This is a genomic window from Desulfoscipio sp. XC116, from assembly GCF_039851975.1.
Classification (GTDB): domain Bacteria; phylum Bacillota; class Desulfotomaculia; order Desulfotomaculales; family Desulfallaceae; genus Sporotomaculum.
In genome coordinates this window covers 1,407,856-1,428,985 of sequence record NZ_CP156660.1, presented here as the reverse complement: position 1 = coordinate 1,428,985, position 21,130 = coordinate 1,407,856, and the positions used below count along the sequence as shown (strand labels likewise).

Sequence of the window (21,130 nt, the reverse complement as noted above, 5' to 3'; positions counted from 1 at the left end):
CTAATTTTCGTGTTTAATATGCCCTCACCAAATCATTTGCTTCTTTTGAGGCACTCTCATTGTTCTCCCTTTCATCTTCCTGAGGCGCTTCAACTTTACCTCCGCATTCCTTGCTAATACACTGATATACCCGTCCTTTTCTATTTTCCTTTAATACCATCATACTGTTACACAAGGGGCATTTGCGGTTGGTTGGCTGATCCCAGACCACGAAATCACATGCTGGGTAATTACTGCAGCCATAAAATTTTCTGCCTTTTTTGCTGCGTCTTAAAACCAGCTCGCCGCCGCAATTGGGACAGGAAACGCCGGTTGGCTCCAATAATGGCCTGGCATTTCTGCATTCCGGAAATCCCGGGCAAGCCAAAAATTTCCCGTATCTGCCCATTTTAATGACCATATTTCTGCCGCACAGTTCACATACTTCGTCAGTAACTTCATCCTCCACCTGAACTTGTTCAATCTCTTGATCGGCTACCTCCAGCAATTCCTGAAAGGGCATGTAAAAATCTTCGAGAATACTAACCCAGTTTACATCCCCTTCTTCTATATCGTCCAGTTTTTGCTCCATCGCAGCGGTAAACTCAACATCAATAATATTGAAAAAATATTTTTTCAGCAAGTCCACCACCACCAAACCAAGTTCGGTGGGATAAAAATTTTTCTTTTCTCTGACTACATAACCCCTTTTAAGGATAGTATCTACAATCGGCGCATAGGTGCTGGGCCGGCCTATACCTTTTTCCTCCAAAGTTTTAATTAATGTAGCATCAGTGAATCGGGGCGGCGGCTGGGTAAAGTGTTGTTTCGGCACCAGGGTGCGCAGCTTTAATTGTTCACCTTCCTTAAGCTCCGGCAATGTTTTACCTTCGCCGGTGTCTTCCTCGTCGTCACGCCCCTCAATATAAACCTTCGTAAAACCGGTAAATTTGACGATGGAACCGGCGGCACGGAATGTATATTTGCCGGCTTTGATATCCACACCGGTGGTATCTATAATCGCCGGGCTCATCTGGCTGGCTACAAACCTTTCCCAAATTAATTTATATAGTCTGTACTGATCACGGCTTAAGAATTGTTTGATATTATCCGGTTCCCGCTGCACCGAGGTGGGCCGAATAGCCTCATGGGCATCCTGAGTCCGGCCCTTAGGCGCCCCGCGTTTTTTTTCGATTGGCACGTACTCAGCGCCAAAGCGTTCAGCAATAAAGGCATCCGCTTCCTGCTCCGCATTTTCAGATATTCGGGTAGAATCGGTACGAATATAAGTAACCAATCCCACCGGGCCCTCTTTGCCTAAATCCAGCCCCTCATAAAGCTGTTGGGCTACCATCATAGTTTTCCGGGCTGTAAAATTTAACTTGCGATAAGCCTCCTGCTGCATACTGCTGGTAATAAAAGGCGGCGCAGGCTGTCTCTTTTTCTCCCGCCGGATTATTTTAGCCACTTCAAAAGAAGCTTTTTGTAAATCATTCTTAATTTCATTTACATGCGCTTCATTGGGAATATCCGCTTTTTCTCCGTCAATTTTATGTAATTTGGCCTCCAGACTGTTCGTTCTGCCCTTGGCCAGCTTGGCAAGCAAAGACCAGTATTCTTCCGGCTCGAAAGCCTGGATCTCTTCTTCGCGGTCACAGATCAACCGCATAGCGACTGATTGCACCCGCCCGGCACTCAAACCCTTTTTCACCTTACGCCATAACAGCGGGCTTAAATTATAGCCCACCAGCCTGTCTAAAATACGCCTGGCCTGCTGAGCATCCACTTTGCGCCGGTCAACCGGGCGTGGGTGTTTAACCGCCTGCTGTACTGCTTGTTTGGTGATTTCATTAAAAGCAATCCGGCACGAATCCTGTTCGTCAATATTTAATACGTTGGCCAAGTGCCAGGCAATGGCCTCTCCTTCCCGGTCGGGGTCGGAAGCCAGCAATACTCTGTCAGCCTTTTTTGTGGCGGCCTTCAGCTCTTTAATAATATCTCCTTTGCCTCGAATAGTTATATATTTAGGCTTAAAATCCTCCTGTATATCAACTCCGAATTGACTTTTGGGCAAATCCCGCACATGTCCCATAGATGCCTTAACGGTGTATTTCTTGCCGAGAAACTTGCCCAAACTTTTGGCTTTGGCCGGTGATTCCACAATTACTAAAGTTTTTGCCACACATATCACCTCAAAGTTCTAGGTTTGATAGCCGGCTTAGTTTTCCCTTACCGAGTATCATTTTATTAAATCTATCCTAAATCACTGTTATTTAGAACATTAATTGCCGGCAAGAGCGTAAAGCCTGCCGGGCATCTGCCTGACCAACCCCTTGACTTCCAGAAACATTAACGCCGACATCACTTCTCCAGCCGCAAGTCCCGATTTCTGCACTACCAGCTCCAGGGAAACAGCTTCGTAATTCAATATTTTAAGCAATAGTGTTTCATTATCGTTTAATTTTAAACCCCCGGCGGACTGTCGGGGCAAGGACGTTTCAATTAATGAAAGACCCAGTTCCTCCACAATTTCACCGACCCCCAATACCGGTGCGGCCCCCTGCTTAATTAGTTCATTTGAACCACGGCTTAGCTTGGAAGTAATATTTCCCGGCACCGCCATCACATCCCGCCCCTGCTCCAGCGCCACATGAGCAGTTATCAGGGCGCCGCTCCGCTCGGCAGCCTCTACTACCACCACTACCTTGCACAGACCACTGATTACCCGATTGCGCACCGGAAAATGCCAGGCATCCGGCGGGGTGCCCGGTGGAAATTCACTGACTAGCAAACCGTTTTGCATAATGCCGTCCCTTAACCTGCCGTTTTCTCTGGGATAAACCACATCCACCCCGCAGCCCAGTACGGCAATAGTATTACCGCCGGCATCCAATGCCCCGCGGTGAGCAGCGGCGTCTATTCCCCGGGCCATGCCGCTAACCACAGTTACCCCGGCCCTTGCTAAATCCCGGGCTAATTTTTCCGCCACACTCAGACCATAAGGGGTAGCCTTCCTTGCACCCACCATGGCCGCGGAAACGTTTTCCAAACATTTCGTTCGACCGCATAAAAATAAAGCCGGCGGCGGGTCATAAATATTTTTCAACTGCCCGGGGTATTCGGTATCTTCATATAAGATTACGCCAGCTTCTTTACCATCCAAATAACTAGCCACTCTGGATAAATCACAGTTTCTCCGACGCGCCAACATTTCCTTGTTATTTGCCTGGCGTGCTCCCACCAGGGAATTAAACTCACTGTCGGGGGCATGCCAGGCAGCCTTGGGTGTTCCGAAATGCTTTATTATCGTCCAGAATTTCCGGGCCTGCCCGGCCAGGATAATATGCCAGGCCAGCCAGTATATTCTATCATCCACATTATCACCACCCCGGTCAATTTTATTAGGAATCTCACCAATGGGCAAATAAGTATTACAGCATCATGTTCAAGATTAACAAGCTTTTTCCTGCTTGTTCCAAAAACTCTATTGCAACATTATACTTTATAATGAAGTTGAGTCAATAGTGACACCCACCCGCCAGACCTTAGGCGACTGATTTATATGCCTAAAAATTGCTAAGAATAAGGCAAGCCCCGAACCAAGAACATTGTAATTGTAAACCTCGCTTACTAAACTCGTTCAGCTAAAGCTGAACATCGGAGCTTCAGCCGGGAACTCCGCCCCACCTGGAGTAAAAATAGGAACTCCCACTTATAAATAAAAAGGGAGTATTGAAATTTGATAAATAATGTGATTAATGATTACGGTTGCCATTAGTTACCTGTGAACATGCCGGATAACCCCCAATTGTTCTGTCTAATTTTGTTGTCCGGCCGGTGTACATTCCTCGGGAGATTTATCTCCGCGCAGTCCCTTGTATACCGGATGGCGCATAATACCCTCCCGGGTGAGGGTCAAGTATTCCACCCGGCAGACCAGCCGCGGCCGCACCCACTGTACGCCCCGCACCGGCAGCGATCCGCTTTTGATAGGACAACTATCTGCGGCAAGACCGTTCATTGCTTTTAGCAAATTTATTTCCTCATCCCGGCTTAATCCACTGCCCACCATGCCCTGGTAAACAAAGTCCGCCCCGTTCCAGGCAGCCAGCACCAGCGAACCTAATAGTCTGCTCCCCCGCCCCCTGCGATATCCACAAACAGTAAGATCGGCCTCCCGGGTATGGCGCAGTTTTTTCCAGTAAACCGAACGACTACCAGGGGTATATTTGCTGTCAACTCTTTTAGCCATGGCACCTTCAAGCCCCTGGGCAACACAAGCCCGATAAAACGCCACCCCCTCCCCCCGCACCAGCTCAGAAATTAAAAAATAATCATTTGCATCGACAACAGTCTGCAGACATTCCCGGCGTTCACTTAAAGGACGCTGCATGATGGACACACCCCGATAATATAAAATATCGAAGGCCATATAAATAGCCGGCAGCGACCGCGCTGCCGAAATAATCCGGTTTTTATCCTCCAGCTTGGCCCGGGACTGCAAAGCAGCAAAAGATGGTTTGTCATCATTTAAGACAATAATTTCGCCATCCAGCACCAGAGGCGTATCCTTTACCCGGCGGAATAAACCGCCCAGGTCGGGAAAGGTACCGGTAATATCTTTTAAGTTCCTGGAAACCAAAGTAGTTAAATTATCCAGATAAGCAAGACAACGATAGCCATCCCACTTGACTTCAAAGTAGTATTCAGAGTCGTCAAAAGGCCGGGCCGGGACCGCGAGCATTGGTTCTATCAGCGGCAGGACGCCTGTGCCGGCCGGAATCACGACCCTTTACCCGACACCCGGCGTTTTTTATGTTGGCCACGCTCCTCTTTGGCTAATTCGATGCTGGCCTTTAGTGCCGACATCAGGTCAACTACATTTTCCGCAGCCGGAGCAGCCGGTTTTTCCACTACCGCTTCACCGGCAATTTTAGCCCTGATCATTTCATGCAGCTTTTCACGATAGGCACTATTATACTTGCCGGGTTCATAATCCGTGGAAAGATTTTCAATTAAATTTACCGCCATTTGCACTTCGTTTGCATGCAGATTAATCTGACCGCCAATTTCCTCGATTTGCTCCACCGAGCGGACTTCATCGGCATAAAACATTGTTTCCATAATTAACGCCCGACCAGTGGGCCTGATTACAGCCAAAGACTCCCTGTTCCTGATGGTAATAAGTGCAATAGCCGCCCGGGCAGTCTCCAGCATGGATCGTCTTAATAGCTCGTACACTTTTTTGCCGCCCTCACCCGGGCCAAGGTAATAAGAGCGATCGAAGTAAACCGGATCAATCTTTTGCATATCCACAAAATCCATAATATCTACACTGCGACTCTTTTCCCCGGACAAGCCGGCCAGTTCATCTTCTGTAACGGTTACATACCGGCCCTTTTCGTATTCGTAGCCCCGCACTATTTCATCATTTTTCACTTCCCCGTCACAGTGGGGACAATAGCGCACATAGCGCAGCGGCGTGTGGCACCGGGCGTGCAGATAGTTAAATTTAACATCTTTTTTTTCGGTAGCAGCGTACATTTTAACGGGAACGTATATTAATCCAAAGGTAATAGCGCCCTTCCAAAGAGCACGCATTATTTCACCGTCCCTGATAATATCGAAGATTGTACACAGCAAAACCGCCAAGCAATCTGTGTCGGTTTTATTATTGTTTGGCTGCTCAAAAAATAAACCCCGTGGTACGGGGTAAATTGTTCCTGCCGGTTTACCGGCAAAAGATATTGCATATAAACATAAAAAACCAGCCTATCAAATTCGTCGCTGGTTTTTAAAATCCTATTAGTTTAATATTCCGGGGCCCAATCAGGCCGGGCAAGTAAACCTAAACCCCCAAAACAGAAAGCTATAATATTTTGCTTAGAAACTCCCTGGTACGGGGATGAGCAGGGTCAGTAAAAATCTTTTGCGGCTTGGCCTCTTCTACAATTCTTCCGTCATCCATAAAGATAACCCTGTCGGCCACCTCCCGGGCAAAGCCCATCTCGTGCGTGACCACAACCATAGTCATACCCTCTCTCGCCAAGTCCTTAATCACCTCAAGCACTTCGCCCACCAGTTCGGGGTCAAGGGCACTGGTCGGCTCATCAAACAGCATCACCCGGGGCTGCATAGCCAGCGCCCGGGCAATAGCCACCCGCTGCTGCTGGCCGCCGGAAAGCTGCACCGGGTAAACGTCGGCTTTATCGGCCAGTCCCACCTTGGCCAGCAACGCCAGGGAACGGGACTTCGCCTCGGACGGCGGAACTTTGAATACGGTAATAGGCCCTTCCATTATATTTTGCAATGCTGTCTGATGCGGAAACAAATTAAAACGCTGAAAAACCATACCCATTTGGCTTCTTAGGCGATAGACATTTTTTCTGCCATCGTCCACCAAACGGCCATCGGCTAGTTTCCTTTTACCGATGGGCTGACCCTCCATGGTAATGTAACCGTTATCAATAGTCTCCAAATAGTTCAAACAGCGCAAAAAAGTACTTTTACCGGAACCGCTGGGTCCGATAATAACCACTACTTCGCCTTTGGCCACGGTAAGGCTGACATCCTTTAAAACATGTAGTTCGCCAAAATGTTTATTCACGCGCTCCGCAACTATCACTATCATTTCACCTTCCGTCAATCCCCGTCGGATATGGCCAGGCGTTTTTCCAAGCGAGTAATAATATAAATGAAAAACGTTGTCATAATTAAATAAATAATACCTACAGTCAAATATATTTCCATAGAACGAAAGTAAGTAGTATTCAGCAGTATACCACTGCGCATCAGCTCTACCATTGTAATCACCGAAACCAGCGAAGTATCCTTCATCAAGGCAATAAACTCATTGCCCATAGGCGGCAGTAAACGCCGATAAGCCTGGGGTAGAATTACCCGCCGCATGGCCTGGCCGGTGGACATGCCCAGGGATAGAGCCGCTTCCATTTGCCCCTTGTCGATAGACTGGATACCCGCCCTAATGATTTCCGCTATGTACGCCCCGCCGCAGATACTCAGTCCCAGCACCGCCGCAGCCTTGGGACTTAGTTGTATATCAAGATACTGCGCCAAACCATAATACAAAATATAGAGTTGCACCAACAGCGGTATACCGCGAACTACCCAGGTATAAAAACCGCCGATCATTGACAGCAGTTTAATACGAGAGATTTTCATCAGGGCAACAAATAACCCGATAATAGTGCCGAAAAGAATAGCCAGCACAGTTAATTCAACGGTCATTAATGCACCTTTGAAAAGTATTGGTAATATAGCCAGCAAAAAATCAACGTCGATTGGACCGATGTGCAATATAAAACACCCCGTTAGTTAGCTTAAAGCTTGATAGGGCGCGATAAATCGCGCCCCGATATTCTACTTCGGCATAGCAATCATATCTTTACCGTCAAACCACTTCTTGGATATTTCGGTCAAGGTACCGTCCGCCATCATTTCCCGTAAAGTTTTGTCCAGTGCTTCCTTGAGGTCCTTATCTTCCTTCCGCAAACCAATGGCGTACATATCTTCCACCAGAGGCTTTTTAATAATTTTGTAAGCATCCGGCTTTTCACCGATATAATCTTCAGCCGTAGTCACATCGACCACTACCACGTCAACTCTACCGATGGAAAGATCCTGGAAGGCTTCGGGGTACTGGTTATACTGCCTAAGGCCGGCTTCCTTGATAATGCCTTCTTCTATCAGAGACTTACAGGCCTCACATCCGGAACTACCGGCCTGAGTGGCCACTGTTTTGCCTTTTAAATCATCCTTGGTGTTGATATCCGTGTTATCCTTAAGTACCGCCATGCCAATACTGGCGTTAACGTACGGTATGGAAAAACCAATCGCGGCCTCGCGCTCTTTGGTAATACTCATGCCATTGATAACTACGTCAAATTTCTTAGCGTTCAACGCGCCTGTCACACCATTCCAGTCGGTGGGAATCCACTCCATCTTTATGCCCAGGCGTTTCTCAATTTCTTTACCCATATCAATGTCAAAACCAACCAGTTCACCTTTCTCATCCCTAAACCCCATGGGACGGAAAGTATCATCCAGACCGATAGTCATGACGCCCTTTTCCTGGATCAGTTCCCAACTGGTTTTTTCGGTATCCCCGCTTACAGCTTGTCCATCAGACTTGCCGGCAGGCTCTTCACCACCGCATCCCGCCGCCACCAGCGCCAGGCTAAGCACCAGCATTAGCAGCCATAAACACTTGGTTCTACGCAATTATCTCCATCTCCTTCGACAAATAATAAAATACTTCTCCAACAGTTTAACCAACTAAAGAATTGAAGTCAATACTTTAACAATGCTGGAGATATTTAAACAGATACTGCATTAATGATATGTAAAAAACAACTGCGTTAACTCATAATAGACTACATAAAAAAGGACAGTTAATTTTATATCCCCCCAATATTTACTCATAAAAAATACCCCGCGATGCAGGGTAGATGTAAAAATTCTAAATAAATTTTTTGCTTGTTTTATCTCCGTTAAAGGTAAATAAAACCTTTTTGCCATCCACTATCGTTTCCATATGCACCGCCCGGCCCCATACTTTATATACATGGGGCAGCGTTCTTTCCAAGTAATAAACGTCCAAATCCGATCCCTCATGCACATGCCTCAAATAAATTTCGCCTCGCTTGCCGAAATCACCGTCCTCAACCACAATATACGGCAGTCCGCAGTTATACAGATTTATTACTAATCCGTCCCGTACTTTTTCCCAATCTTTATCGCTAACCTTCCAATCGTAACCGATTTTCTTATATAAATACAGGTCATATTCTTCCACTAGCTCTCTGGTTAAATAATTGCGTATAAACGACAAATCGTTTTCTGTTTCACGTACTTCAAAAATTTTCTGTTTGCCCTCGCCACCCGGACGCCCGTATTTTTCTTTTTCTTCGTCAGTGGGATTATCCCATCTCTTTTCAATATCTTCATACATTTTCAGTCCCAAATAATACGGGTTTATTTGGTATTTAGACGGCTGGATAACCCCGGAATGAGTCTTGGCAAATTCCACCGCTTCATCCTCGGTTAAATCCATTTCCCGCATAATACGCATATGCCAGTAAGTAGCCCAACCCTCGTTCATAATTTTAGTTTGCATTTGAGGCCAAAAATACAGCATTTCTTCCCGAATAATGGAAATTACATCCCTTTGCCAATCTTGTAAATCACGCCCGTAATTCATCATAAAAAGCAGCAAGTCCTTTTCCGGCTGTTCGGGTATTCTCTTTACCTCATCTTCCGCTTCATCGCATTTTCCATCACACTCACGTTTATCCAGATTCCAAAGATCGTCATAGGGAGTGCTCTGCCCGGAATCGCTTTGCCGGTGAGTATCCCGGTGACAACTGCCTTGGCAGCATTTATCACCGGAACAGGTTTGCTCCCGACAAGAGTGACCTTTATTTTTATATTTTTTCTTTTTACCCTCGCCCGGATCAATATGCCGCTCGGAGTCTATATTTTCCTGCAATGAAATTACCGCATCTAAAAAACTTTCCACTTTATCCCGCCCGAATTTAAACTCGTAACCCCTAATGCGGTCCGCTGCCACCGACATACTTTCCACCATTTTCCTTGATGTTCTGTTAAAGTAATAATTGTTCTTAAAAAAATCGCAGTGCGCCAATACATGGGCAATAACCATTTTATTTTGCACCAGCGAATTTCCTTCCAGCAAAAACGCATAACAGGGATCGCTATTGATAACCATTTCATAAATACGGCTGAGATTATAATCATATTGCGTTTTCATCTTGTGATACGCCTTGCCGAAGGTCCAATGTGAAAAACGAGTGGGCATGCCATATGAACCAAATGAGTAGATAATATCCGCCGGGCATATTTCAAAATACATGTTGTAGAAGTCAAGGTTAAACTTCCTGGCTATGTCGGTTATTTGCTCAATAGATTTTTCCAGCTTTTTTATTTCTTCCTGTGGATGCAAAGCCTACACCTCCCCTTACTGCGCTTTATTTTCCGGATGGGGATTAAAAAATGTTTTCAATGCGGGATATACGTCACTCTTACCCTTGATACCCACGCTGGTAAATTTAAGATCAACAATTTTTTTTAATGCGGTTCTTAGCGTGCTGGTGTGGTAATATGGCCCTTCGATTTCACCGTAACCGACCAGATTACATAGCTGAAGCAGTTCTTTTACATAACTCACGCATTTTTCATTGTCCGATGTTAAATTATCCCCATCGGAAAAGTGGAAGGCGTAAATATTATAATCATCCGGACTATAACGGCTCTCGATTATTTCCAGGGCCAGTTTATAAACCGATGAGCAGCGCGTGCCCCCGCTCGCTCCCTTGGTAAAAAACTCCTCCTCGGTTGTTTCCCTGGCCTCCACATGGTGTGCCAGAAAAACAATTTGCACATTTTGATATTTAGTGCGCAAAAAGCGCACCATCCAAAAGAAAAAGCTGCGGGCAATATACTTTTCATAAGGGCCCATTGACCCCGACGTGTCCATCATAGCCAACACTACGGCGTTACTTTCATATTTATAGGTGATATCCCAGGTTTTAAAGCGCAAATCCTCTTTAGTTATTTTTTTAGAATCAGGCCGGCCTTGTCTGGCATTACGCTTTAGCGCCTCTAAAATTGTCCTCTTACGATCTATATTACTGGAAATACCTTTCTTCCTGATATCCTTAAATTCAAATGCTTCGGATGCCAGCTCATGCTTTTTCTTGGGCTGCAAATTAGGCAATCCAAGGTCTTCAAAAATTAGCTGGGCCAATTCATCAATGGTAATTTCGGCCTCGTAATAATCCACTCCCGGTTCCTCTCCGGCTCCCTTGCCCTTGCCGGGACCGGCCTGCCTTTGATCACTGCCCAGCACATCCCCTTCTTTGGTATCGCCCTGACCCTGCCCGCCATGTTTGCGTTTTCCGCTGTCAAAACGGAAATGATATTCCTCCAAAGAGCGGATGGGCACCTTAACTACTTTTCGCCCATCCGATAAAATAATACTTTCCTCACTGACTACATCCGCCAGATTTTTTTTAATGGCCTCCCGGACCTTTTCTCGATGACGTTCCCGGTCAATTTCACCTTTGCGATGCAGTGACCAGTCTTCCCTGGAAACTGTATATTCGCCTGACATTATACCACCACCTATCTGTTCAACAGGCTGCCTACATATTTTAACAATTCATTGGCACATATGCTGCAATATCCGTATTCATCAATTAATTTGGCGCTAACCTCATTCATGCGCTTAAGCTGCTCGGCATCGGGTGTTTTGGTGGAAGTGGTGATTTTAACCACATCCTTTAAATCGGCAAACAGTTTTTTCTCCACGGCTTCCCGCAATCTTTCATGGGATTTGTAGTCAAAGCGTTTTCCTTTACGGGCATAAGTGGATAATCTAATCAATATCTCTTCACGAAAGCTTTTTTTAGCACTTTCCGAAACTCCGATTTGTTCTTCAATAGAACGCATTAATTTCTCATCAGGGTCAATCTCCTCGTCGGTAATAGGATCCTTTAACTTCACGCCGTTACAGTATGCTTCCACATTATCCAGGTAATTGTCAAACAATACCCGGGCCGACTCTTCATATGAATACACAAATGCTTTTTGCACCTCTTTTTTAGCCAGCTCATCATACTCCTTACGAGCTACCGATATAAAGTTTAATAACCGTTCCTTTTCCTCTTTAGTAATGGAAGGATGCTGGTCCAGCCCATCCTTTAACGCCCGCAGTACATCCAGCGGATTAATGCAACGAGTGGAGGTGCGAATTAGTGCCGAACTGAGGCGGTTGATTACATAACGTGGGTCCACCCCGCTCATACCTTCATCCGTATGTTCATTTTGCAGCTCAGTTAAATCCTTTTGTTTAAATCCTTCTACATCCTCGCCGTCATACAGCTTCATCTTTTTGACCAGGTCCATGCCCTGTTTCTTACTTTCTTTTAAGCGGCTGAGCACGGAGAAGATACTGGCTACCTTTAAAGTATGAGGCGCAATGTGAATATCCTTAAGATCACTTTGTTTAATTAACTTATCATATATTTTGACCTCTTCACTAACTTTAAGATTATAGGGTATTTTCATGACAATGATCCGGGATTGCAGTGCTTCATTTTTCTTATTGCTGATAAATGCTTTGTACTCGTTCTCGTTGGTATGGGCAACAATCATTTCATCAGCATAAATCAAGGCAAAACGCCCCGCCTTGAAATTTCCCTCCTGCGACAGGCTGAGCAAATTCCATAGAAATTTTTCATCACATTTGAGCATTTCCTGGAATTCCATAATCCCCCGGTTGGCTATGTTCAATTCGCCGTCAAACCGGTAGGCCCGGGGATCCGACTCGGAGCCGTATTCGCCTATCGTGCTGAAATCAATACTGCCTGTTAAATCTGCAATATCCTGAGATTTGGGGTCGGACGGAGTAAATGTGCCTATACCCACGCGGTGGTCCTCAGAAAGAATTATTCTTTCTAGCAATACGTTCTCTATATTGCCGTCATATTCATTTTCCAACATCATCCGACAAGAAGGACATAACTCCCCTTCAATGTAGACCCCATACTCTTTCTCAAATTCAGCGCGCAATTCTTTGGGAATAAGATGCAGCGGCTCCTCATGCATAGGGCAATGTTTAATAGCGTAAACCGCACCGCGGTCCAGCTTGCTATACCGCTCCAGTCCTCTTTTTAACATAGCTACCAAAGTGGACTTACCGCCGCTCACCGGACCCATTAAAAGCAAAATTCGCTTGCGTACATCCAGACGCCGGGCCGCAGGGTGAAAATATTCCTCCACTAGTTTTTCCAACGTTTTATCCAGCCCAAAGATCTCTTGATTAAAAAATTTATAACGCTTACCGCCATATTCCAGATCATCCACTCCCGCGTCATACAGCATATGGTAAATCCTAGCATGGGCTAATTGTGATATTATAGGGTCTTCCTTGAGCATTGCCAGATATTCCCCAAATGTCCCCTCCCATTTATACTGTTTTTCCAGAGAGCGGAATTCTTCCAACCTCTTGACAAAATCCACTGTTTCACACTCCCTCCTAGTGCTAATGTTATTACTGGTTTATAACCACCATATGGTTGACTAACCAACTTCTCTACAGTAAAAAACAAACAAGTACTATATTTATATGCGGTAATGTTAAAATGAGTATCCGACTGAATTGTGATAAAAGACTACTTTTACCTGAAATCGACAGCTAGCGCTATTATTATTGATCTAGATCGGGGTTACAAAAAATTTTCAACCGACTCCTGAATTGTAACCAGCCAAGTTAATTGTGGTGATTTACAACGCCTTGCGGCAAATTATAATAACAATAAAAATATTAAAGGACGAGTGATTTCTCAAAAAAGAAAATCCGCCCGTCCCCATAAAAAAATCCGGTTTGGTTAGTCAAAAACCGAAACCAGATTATAATTAATCAATATTAAATAACTAATTGGAAAGCTCAACCACTATAAAGTTTTTTTCCGGTTCCCACAGCTCCCGCAATTCCTTTTCGCTAACAAACCGGTAAAACACTTCTTTTCCTTCCATCCAGGTTGCCAGGTAGGTCATGCTCTCACCTCCACAGGTGGTACACTGTATACAAAATAATGTTAACATTATTTTAACAAAACATATTCATACCGGCAACCTTTTATTTTTTAACTTAACAATCTTTTTAGCATAGCCTGATTAGCCATATTTTCTACACTATCATCCAGCACGGCCAATTGGGATGCATAACCTCTCCTGGCCAGGGCCAAAGCGATTAAATGATCGGTCAAGGCCGGATTCTTAGGTAAAAGAGGACCGTGTAAATAAGAACAAAATACGTTTTTATAGCGAGCCCCTTCCAGGCCATCACGCCCGTTATTGCCGCTGCCATATAGAACACTGCCCAGTGGCTCAAGGCCGTTTAAAAAGGTCTGTCCTCCGTGGTTTTCAAAACCCACCAATTTGGTTTTTTTTCCGGCCAGTTCTGTTTCCAAAACCACATTACCAATAAATCGTTTGTCTCCCGCTTCGGTGTAAAAACCCAGCAGGCCCAACCCGGGAATTTCCCGCCCCTCCGGTGTGCGATAGTAACATCCCAGTAACTGATACCCGCCACAGATAGCCAGCACCACCAAACCATTATCAACCGCGGCACGTAAACCGGTTACCCGAGCCTTGAGATCCGCGGCCATCAGAGTTTGCTCCCGGTCCGAGCCGCCGCCGATAAATAAAAAATCATAATCAGCAAACTCTACCGGATCACCAAGGTTGACCTCTTCCACACGAACCGGCAGCCCCCGCCAATTGCAGCGTTGAACAAAAGCCAGCACATTGCCGCGATCACCGTACAAGTTTAACAAGTCAGGATACAGATGGCACACGGTCAGCACTATTACTCACCCTCTCGGCCTTTTGACCTAAAATTTTTTCCACCGGCCATAGAGCTGTATAAGTAGCCAGTATACCCACCGCCGCTCCTTCCCCATGCAAAGCCGCATCCAAAGCCCGCCGGTAATTCCTTTCCGTGGTCAGCAGACAAGTGGGCACCCCGGCGTATTTTAAACGCAAAGCCATTTCTTCGGCTCGCCGACCGGAACAAATAAATCCGTTAAATTGATTAAGATACCGTACCAGCACTTCAAAATCCACATCCCAGAGCCAGGAAATATCCCGGCCATCCGCATCGTTATCATTAATAGCGATCATAACATCCTGCTTGCCCTTATATGCTAAAAGACTCGTCAGAGCTTGGTTAAAACCGGTGGGATTCTTCACCAGGGTTAAGGTCACCTGTTTTTCAGCATAACAAAATGATTCCATGCGACCTGCAGCCGGGATATATTTAGTTAAATAATAGGCGGCTTTCTCCGGGGCCACCCCCAGTGACAATGCCGCAGCAAAGGCAGCAAGAGCATTGTAGGCATTGTATATACCACGCACCGGTATGAACAATGACCATGTGCCCCCGTACGCACCGCTGCCTCTAATAGTCGCTTTTATGCCCGCCGCATCACTAATAACGTCCTTAGCCTCTATATCCGGCCGGGGCCGGGCAAATCCACACTGCGGACATTTAAAATCGCCCAGCTGGCTGTATATGTAAAAGTCATAAACAAGAGTAACGCCGCAAAAAGGACAGAACTTGGCCTCCCGGCTATAGGCCGCCGCACTTGACAATGCCGCATCCGGACATACCCCATAGAACATCGTGGTCCGACCGGTTTCCTTGAATAGGCGGGCCACCAGAGGGTCATCAGCATTTAAGATTAATTCGGTGTCTCCAGACAGTTTTTTTAAGGCCCCCAGTACTTTAGCAACTGTAGTGTCCAATTCCCCATACCTATCCAGCTGATCGCGAAAAAAATTAGTTACCAGCACCCGGTTGGGCCTTATCCAGCGCGTCACCGCCGGGAAAGCAGCCTCATCAACTTCCAGCACTGCATAATCGCAATTTAAGCGGGCTGTCAGAGTGCCGGATTTGATATATGCCGTCGCCACACCGGTAATTAAATTAGCCCCTTCACGGTTGGTCACCACCCGGTAGCCGGCTTGTTCCATAATATCAGCCAGCATATTACTGGTAGTGGTTTTACCGTTGGTGCCGGTAGTCATAATCACGCCTTTGCGGGTCCGGCCCTGATAATGTTTTAATAATTCGGGATATATGCGCAATGCCAGCATACCCGGAAGAGACGAGCCACGCCCCCGACCGGTCAGCCTGCTTAAGTACATGGCTAATTTAGCCGCCAGTATGGCTATAATTAAACGCAAATTCATACTATACCTCAAATAAATTAATGGGTTAATTTAAAATACCCGTTAATTGCTGTAGTAATTGACCCCCTGCCTGTTTGAGCAGTTGATCCGGCCTTTTTCCACCAGCAAATCCAGGTGGGCCAGTATTTCCGATAACCCCAGAAAGATTTCCCATCCCTTCAGATCCGGATACATGGCTTTACTTATTTGATAAGCACTAAGTTCTCCCATCTTAAGCTTATCTTTAATTCGCGCGAACTGAGACCGATGGTGTCGCCGCCCTACGTTTATCACACTGCGATAATCGTTAAAGGTACCGCCGTGGCCGGGGAACACCATGGCGATTTCCAGCTTTTCCAACGTGTCCAGACCGGCAAGGTATTGTTTTAAGGCCGGTAAGCGTGATCCGGGTTTGTCATGGTCAGGCTCCATCAGCGGGTTGGGAGTGATATGAGGCAGCAAAAAATCACCCGAAAAAAAGAATTTTTGTTCCGGGGCATAAAGGCACAGATGCCCGGGGCTGTGTCCGGGAAAATGCATAATTTTTAGCGCGCCCCCGTCAAATTCAATGGTTTCCCCCCCGCTCATTGGCTTGGTATGTACGCCCTTTACGGATGGGTGGGGCAACTTATCTCTTTCACCTATGATTTCCTGCACGACCTCCGCCGGAACGCCGGTTTCCACGATAAAGGGCAGCCGCTCCCTGAAATAATCAGGCTCTCCCATTAACTTGCTCTCTTCCAGGGGATGTATTAATACCGCCGCACCGGCCGCTTTGGCGACTTGTGCCGCCAGGCCGCAGTGGTCGGGGTGAGAATGGGTAACCACAATCCTTTTGATGTCCTCAACCCGGCAATCCAGCGACGCCAGCATATTCCGCAAAAACTTATCGGCACGCGGCGTATCGGGTCCGATATCTATAAGTGTTATGGGATCACTCTTTATTAAATAAGCATTTACGGGGCCAACTGCATAAGGAGTAGGAATAGCCAGTTGATAAACAGGCAGCAAATTCTTCGTCCCTCCCAATTAAAAATTATATCATTCCATTAGCGGCAAAACAATAAACCACGCCCTACGGCGTGGTATCTAACCAGGCAACCGCCGGTACTGTTAAATTCCTCACCCGCCACCGCTATACCCGGTGCTTACTAATTTACCGTCTTCCACAATTACCGGCACTTGGCCGGCCCCAAATTTTTCTTGGACCAATTGTTTGGCCGCAACATCCAGACTGATATTTATTTCCTTGAAGTTAATACCCCTGGCCTTGTAATCCTTCACCGCCTTTTGACAATAAGGGCAACCTGTTTTAGTGTAAATCATGATTCCAGCCACTTATTACATCACCCCCTGACCCCGGGTATCACTAACGTAACCGTCAGATCACGATTATCCGCATTACTGTCGACTTGGAACAACCAGTGCCCCCGGGCATCAAAAGTAAACTGCACTTTGCCCTGCTCATCGGCTTTTAGGATGTGCGCAAAACCATCATCTTCATAAAGATGGTAAGTAGCCTGTACCCGGGCTCCGGCAAGTGGCGCGCCGTTATACAGCACGGTTAGATCAACAGCATCTCCCGGATGAAATTCACCGTATGTGCCCGGCACAATTTCCAAACCCCGGTTAAGTGCCTTGCCATGCCCGTGTATATGATGTCCCACAGGCACCAGTACCCGGGCCCACTGCCCAGCGGCGGCATCACTTTCGACTTGTACGGTATACATCCCCTCGTATCCGGAATTAAAAAGAAGAACATTATGCTGACCATCCGGAGCGAGCCTTATTTGTACAGGTATTTCAACGCCGTCGGGATCAACCGCATATCCTTTCCAACCGCTGGAGTCGCCGACACCGTCCTTATGCATAGCCCGTCCCCACAACACTTTAACTTCAATGTTATCGCCGTGGTGAAAATGTAAATGAGCTGGTTCCAGCCAAATAGCCTGCCGGATTGCCGATTGTTCTGCCATTTTTGCGCCACCTTTCTTATTTTCCTCTTATCATATTATTAGTGTCATGTTAAATAAAAAATCAGTCCACATAGCAAGACTACAAAAAAAGCCATGAACTCCTGTCTTTTCTTAGACCGGATGCCTTCATGGCCAACGTTGTTGATATTAATAACTCACTCTTTGTATTAAGCCTCCGGCAATTAAGCTTGCACAACACTTGCGGGCAAATAAAAGCTATATTAGTTTCCGCCTTCCCGAACCCTATGGCAAATTATACTTAATTATACATTAGAAATCAAGCCAATGAATCTTTGCAGCTTAATTGCCGACACCTAAACGCCCCCGCAACTGCGGAGGGCATCGTATTGACTTGCATTGCCTGCTATATAACAGTTGTTGGGAATATACCGACATGCAATATATTTGATTAATTATTTTTATATCTATCGTTATCCTTACCTTTGTCCTTATGTTTATCTCTATTAAATTTCCAAACCGTATCATCTCTTTCATATCTGTTCGTTTCTTTTTGTTTGGGGTTGTCTTTTTTCTGTAATTCTTTATCCCGATGGAACAGTTGTCTCTTAGAAAAATCACCATTATCCCGGAAAACAGGCGATTTTCCCCGGGCGTTATTAGTACTTTCTTTATCATTTTCATTATCACGGGTAACATTACGTCCCACGCGATTATTTTGACTATCATCGAATTTTTCCGGTGAGAATGATGCAGGTTTATTGTGATCGTCAGAGTTGCTTTTTTTTGCAGGTTTTCCGGTTTTGCCAAACTTATCAGGTTTGTCGGATAACCCATTGTTAATTTCCTTTTGCATCAGATCTCCGATCCGAAAATTTTTCTGTACTTCTAATTCCCGAATAGGTTCTTCCCTTAATTCCCGGTCGGTTATTTGTACTCCTTTTTTCAGCGCTTCTTTTTGCAATATATAACGACCGGGAGTAACACCGCTATCACGAGCTTTTTTCATGGTTTCTAAATTAGTATCGGCTACTATCAATTTCGCTCTCACTCCAGCTTCATCTATCGAGCTGTTTATGGAGTTGTATACACAATCATGAACCTCATTAATTGACGCAGTACTTTCTTTATCTGATTTTTTAGGCACAACATCGGTTACTGTGGCCAACACGAGATTCTCTTGGCCGGAATTTAGATATTGGTATGTAATACAGCCGGCTATAATTTTCTGTACACCTTCAGCCAACGGCTCATTCACCACCGTTACCTTTTTTAGAAGTTCCTTGCCATCATCATTAACACCCCTGGCAGAGATAATCTCCCCTCCGCTATTAATCCCCAACTCCAGGCTGGGGTTAATATCCAGTGCAACATATGCCACTGCCCGGGGGAGCGTAGAGTTAAAAACAAACCAGGCCAGAACAACTACCATTACCGATGCCACTGCTAAATAGACAGATTTAAACCCTGGCCGGACTGATCGGTTAAATACTAATTCCTGTCCCAAAACCAGATCGCTGCAAGGTCTGGGTACTTCCAAAAACTGACCGTCACCGGTTACGACAACACAGCTTCTTTTTTTTATTTCTAGAACTAATCCCCGGCCCGGTCTCATCAATCAACACTCCCCTCATGGTAACCTGACATACGAACTTAAGTAAATAAACTCTTCACGATAATACAGCAAAGTAGCTATACCGATAATATATTTACGACCTCGCTCAAGTACCTTGCGGCTTATGCCCGTACCCAGCTCCAACTCTCGCATGGGCAGTCGTTTGCTGGCTTGTAAAGCATCGTATAACACACGGTGTTCTACAATATAGCAGGCCGCCCGAATTAATGTTTGCCGGGTATCCCGGTGCTTTGGCGACACTTTTACGAGGTCCTTAAATGTGATGCCCAGACTGCTGATTTTTAAATTATAATTATTTATTTCCTCAATTCTTTCACGCCGAGCAGTTTCATCAACATATTTCATCCACGAAGCATTTTTCTCCGCCTGGCTGATTGCCCCTTCAGGCGGCATCTCCCACGTATGTAAATCCACTCGGTTCCATCTTGATTCTTTGCGCAAATAGTCGGTCACCCTGCTCCTGATCACCATGCGTGCAAAGGCGGTAAAAGGCACATCCATTTTTTCCTTAAACCGTTCAATAGCCTCATTAAAGGCGATCAGTCCAATACTCAGTTCATCATCGCGGTCCCAGCTTAGACTGCGGCCGCAAAGGCGACCTACCACCCCGGCAATAAAGGGTTTGGCATCCGTTATTAACTTTTCCCTTGACGATTCGTCACCTTCCCTGATTCTCTGTAAGCAAACTTCCACTTCATCCCCAAATAGCACACTGCCACACTCCCTCTGGTGCTACCTCATCTCTCCTTCCCGAAGTAAGTCGTTTTATTTACTATACGGGAATTAGCCGTTTTTTTAAGGGGCAGCTAATGAAATCATAGCTTACCGCGACACTTATCACACACAGCGCAAGTATCGCTGCTTCCCTCCCCTTGATAATGTAAACGGATCTTACATATATCACAGTCTCCCGCTTCGGGCACACAAGGTTCAACATGAATAATAACTTCCACTCCGGGCAAGTGTTGACGCAAATCCCGTTCAATGCTATCGCATAATTCATGAGAGGTGATAATCTTTTTACCTCGCGGCACAATTAGGTTAAAATCGATATACCGCTGTGGCCCGGCTTTGCGAGTGCGCAAATTTCGATAGTCAACATACCGGCTGGCATAACCTTCTAAAATGTCTCTGATAGCTTGTTCATCGCTGTCCGGCAGCCGAACGTCCAACATACTGCCCAGAGACTCCCTCAGCAGATCATAAGCTGCTTTTACAATTAATATCGCTACGCCAATGGCAATAAGCGGATCAACTATAAGCCAGCCGGTGAATTTCATAATCACTATGCCAATCAACACACCCAAAGAAGTTAAAACATCAGTACGTAAGTGCCAGGCATCGGCGGCAAGAGCCGGTGAATCAGTCTTTTTAGCCACCTTCATCAACCTGGTGGAGACAAAAAAGTTCATTGCAGCGGAGACACCCATGACTACAACTCCCAAACCCAGCGACTTAACTTCAGTTGCTTCGTATAATTGGGGTAATGCCTCTTTAACGATTAAGCCCGCAGCCAGCAGTATTAAAATCGCTTCAATAATAGCCGCCAGGTTTTCAAATTTACCATGCCCGTACCTGTGCCGGTCATCAGCCGGTTTGTTGGATTCCCGCACCGACGCAAAGGCAATCAGGGCCGCCATTAAATCCAGCCCCGAATGGATGGCTTCGGATATAACACTAATTGAATTCATTGAAAGACCGACGGCCAACTTGCCTACTGTCAATATTGAATTGGATATGATAGATAGACGAGCCACTTTTATTTTCTCTTCAGCAAACATATATCCTTCCCCCTATATATAAC

General features: G+C 45.8%; 19 protein-coding genes. All 19 read right to left on the bottom strand.

Annotation, left to right across the window (positions count from 1 at the left end; genetic code table 11):
* Positions 1–13: 13 nt before the first annotated feature.
* Positions 14–2,161 (bottom strand): type I DNA topoisomerase, encoded by a 2,148-nt coding sequence (gene topA / locus ABDB91_RS06740; RefSeq protein WP_347490833.1) that lies wholly within the window; start codon positions 2,159–2,161, stop codon positions 14–16.
* A 99-nt stretch (positions 2,162–2,260) separates the two neighbouring features.
* A complete protein-coding gene (dprA, locus tag ABDB91_RS06735) occupies positions 2,261–3,355 on the bottom strand; it encodes a DNA-processing protein DprA (protein WP_347490832.1) in 1,095 nt (364 codons plus the stop codon).
* 441 nt (positions 3,356–3,796) lie between these two features.
* Positions 3,797–4,765 (bottom strand): non-homologous end-joining DNA ligase, encoded by a 969-nt coding sequence (gene ligD / locus ABDB91_RS06730; protein ID WP_347490830.1) that lies wholly within the window; start codon positions 4,763–4,765, stop codon positions 3,797–3,799.
* Entirely contained in the window at positions 4,762–5,622 is an 861-nt protein-coding gene (locus ABDB91_RS06725; protein ID WP_347490829.1) for a Ku protein, read from the bottom strand. Before ABDB91_RS06725 ends, ligD begins: the two co-directional genes overlap by 4 nt.
* 226 nt (positions 5,623–5,848) lie before the next feature.
* On the bottom strand, positions 5,849–6,610 hold the full coding sequence (gene ehuA, locus ABDB91_RS06720; RefSeq protein ID WP_347490827.1) for an ectoine/hydroxyectoine ABC transporter ATP-binding protein EhuA: 762 nt from the start codon (positions 6,608–6,610) through the stop codon (positions 5,849–5,851).
* Positions 6,611–6,621: 11 nt separating this feature from the next.
* Complete coding sequence (locus ABDB91_RS06715; RefSeq protein ID WP_347490826.1) at positions 6,622–7,296, bottom strand: amino acid ABC transporter permease; 675 nt, start codon at positions 7,294–7,296, stop codon at positions 6,622–6,624.
* Positions 7,297–7,359: 63 nt separating this feature from the next.
* The gene (locus ABDB91_RS06710) at positions 7,360–8,220 is read right to left on the bottom strand and encodes a transporter substrate-binding domain-containing protein (protein ID WP_347490825.1); all 861 of its coding nucleotides are present in this window, start codon (positions 8,218–8,220) and stop codon (positions 7,360–7,362) included.
* A gap of 238 nt (positions 8,221–8,458) precedes the next feature.
* Positions 8,459–9,961 carry a SpoVR family protein gene (locus ABDB91_RS06705; RefSeq protein WP_347490824.1) on the bottom strand — a complete coding sequence of 501 codons (1,503 nt, stop codon included), beginning with the start codon at positions 9,959–9,961 and terminating at the stop codon, positions 8,459–8,461.
* A 15-nt stretch (positions 9,962–9,976) separates the two neighbouring features.
* Entirely contained in the window at positions 9,977–11,131 is a 1,155-nt protein-coding gene (gene yhbH / locus ABDB91_RS06700) for a sporulation protein YhbH (RefSeq protein WP_347490823.1), read from the bottom strand.
* A gap of 11 nt (positions 11,132–11,142) precedes the next feature.
* Entirely contained in the window at positions 11,143–13,041 is a 1,899-nt protein-coding gene (locus tag ABDB91_RS06695; protein ID WP_347490822.1) for a PrkA family serine protein kinase, read from the bottom strand.
* A 414-nt stretch (positions 13,042–13,455) separates the two neighbouring features.
* Positions 13,456–13,578: a hypothetical protein gene (locus ABDB91_RS06690; protein ID WP_347490821.1), complete on the bottom strand. Its 123-nt coding sequence runs from the start codon at positions 13,576–13,578 to the stop codon at positions 13,456–13,458.
* Positions 13,579–13,667: 89 nt separating this feature from the next.
* Positions 13,668–14,390, bottom strand: a complete 723-nt coding sequence (locus ABDB91_RS06685) for a glutamine amidotransferase (RefSeq protein WP_347490820.1) — start codon at positions 14,388–14,390, stop codon at positions 13,668–13,670.
* A complete protein-coding gene (locus tag ABDB91_RS06680; RefSeq protein ID WP_347490819.1) occupies positions 14,362–15,777 on the bottom strand; it encodes a MurT ligase domain-containing protein in 1,416 nt (471 codons plus the stop codon). The genes ABDB91_RS06685 and ABDB91_RS06680 overlap by 29 nt, the downstream gene beginning before the upstream one ends.
* Before the next feature lie 42 nt (positions 15,778–15,819).
* Entirely contained in the window at positions 15,820–16,767 is a 948-nt protein-coding gene (locus ABDB91_RS06675; RefSeq protein ID WP_347490818.1) for an MBL fold metallo-hydrolase, read from the bottom strand.
* A gap of 111 nt (positions 16,768–16,878) precedes the next feature.
* Complete coding sequence (locus ABDB91_RS06670; RefSeq protein ID WP_347490817.1) at positions 16,879–17,094, bottom strand: glutaredoxin; 216 nt, start codon at positions 17,092–17,094, stop codon at positions 16,879–16,881.
* Between the two features lie 8 nt (positions 17,095–17,102).
* A complete protein-coding gene (locus ABDB91_RS06665; RefSeq protein WP_347490816.1) occupies positions 17,103–17,732 on the bottom strand; it encodes a DUF4198 domain-containing protein in 630 nt (209 codons plus the stop codon).
* 409 nt (positions 17,733–18,141) lie between these two features.
* On the bottom strand, positions 18,142–19,305 hold the full coding sequence (locus ABDB91_RS06660; protein ID WP_347490815.1) for an anti-sigma factor domain-containing protein: 1,164 nt from the start codon (positions 19,303–19,305) through the stop codon (positions 18,142–18,144).
* Between the two features lie 15 nt (positions 19,306–19,320).
* Positions 19,321–20,037 (bottom strand): RNA polymerase sigma-I factor, encoded by a 717-nt coding sequence (gene sigI, locus ABDB91_RS06655; RefSeq protein ID WP_347490814.1) that lies wholly within the window; start codon positions 20,035–20,037, stop codon positions 19,321–19,323.
* Between the two features lie 104 nt (positions 20,038–20,141).
* Entirely contained in the window at positions 20,142–21,107 is a 966-nt protein-coding gene (locus ABDB91_RS06650) for a cation diffusion facilitator family transporter (protein WP_347490813.1), read from the bottom strand.
* Positions 21,108–21,130 lie beyond the last annotated feature (23 nt).

Bases quoted from the DNA above. Each gene is read 5' to 3' on its own strand.
- ABDB91_RS06690 (WP_347490821.1), bottom strand. From the start codon at position 13,578: ATGACCTACCTGGCAACCTGGATGGAAGGAAAAGAAGTGTTTTACCGG.
- ABDB91_RS06650 (WP_347490813.1), bottom strand. From the start codon at position 21,107: ATGTTTGCTGAAGAGAAAATAAAAGTGGCTCGTCTATCTATCATATCC.
- ehuA (WP_347490827.1), bottom strand. From the start codon at position 6,610: ATGATAGTGATAGTTGCGGAGCGCGTGAATAAACATTTTGGCGAACTA.
- ABDB91_RS06665 (WP_347490816.1), bottom strand. From the start codon at position 17,732: ATGGCAGAACAATCGGCAATCCGGCAGGCTATTTGGCTGGAACCAGCT.
- ABDB91_RS06680 (WP_347490819.1), bottom strand. From the start codon at position 15,777: ATGAATTTGCGTTTAATTATAGCCATACTGGCGGCTAAATTAGCCATG.
- ABDB91_RS06660 (WP_347490815.1), bottom strand. From the start codon at position 19,305: ATGAGACCGGGCCGGGGATTAGTTCTAGAAATAAAAAAAAGAAGCTGT.
- yhbH (WP_347490823.1), bottom strand. From the start codon at position 11,131: ATGTCAGGCGAATATACAGTTTCCAGGGAAGACTGGTCACTGCATCGC.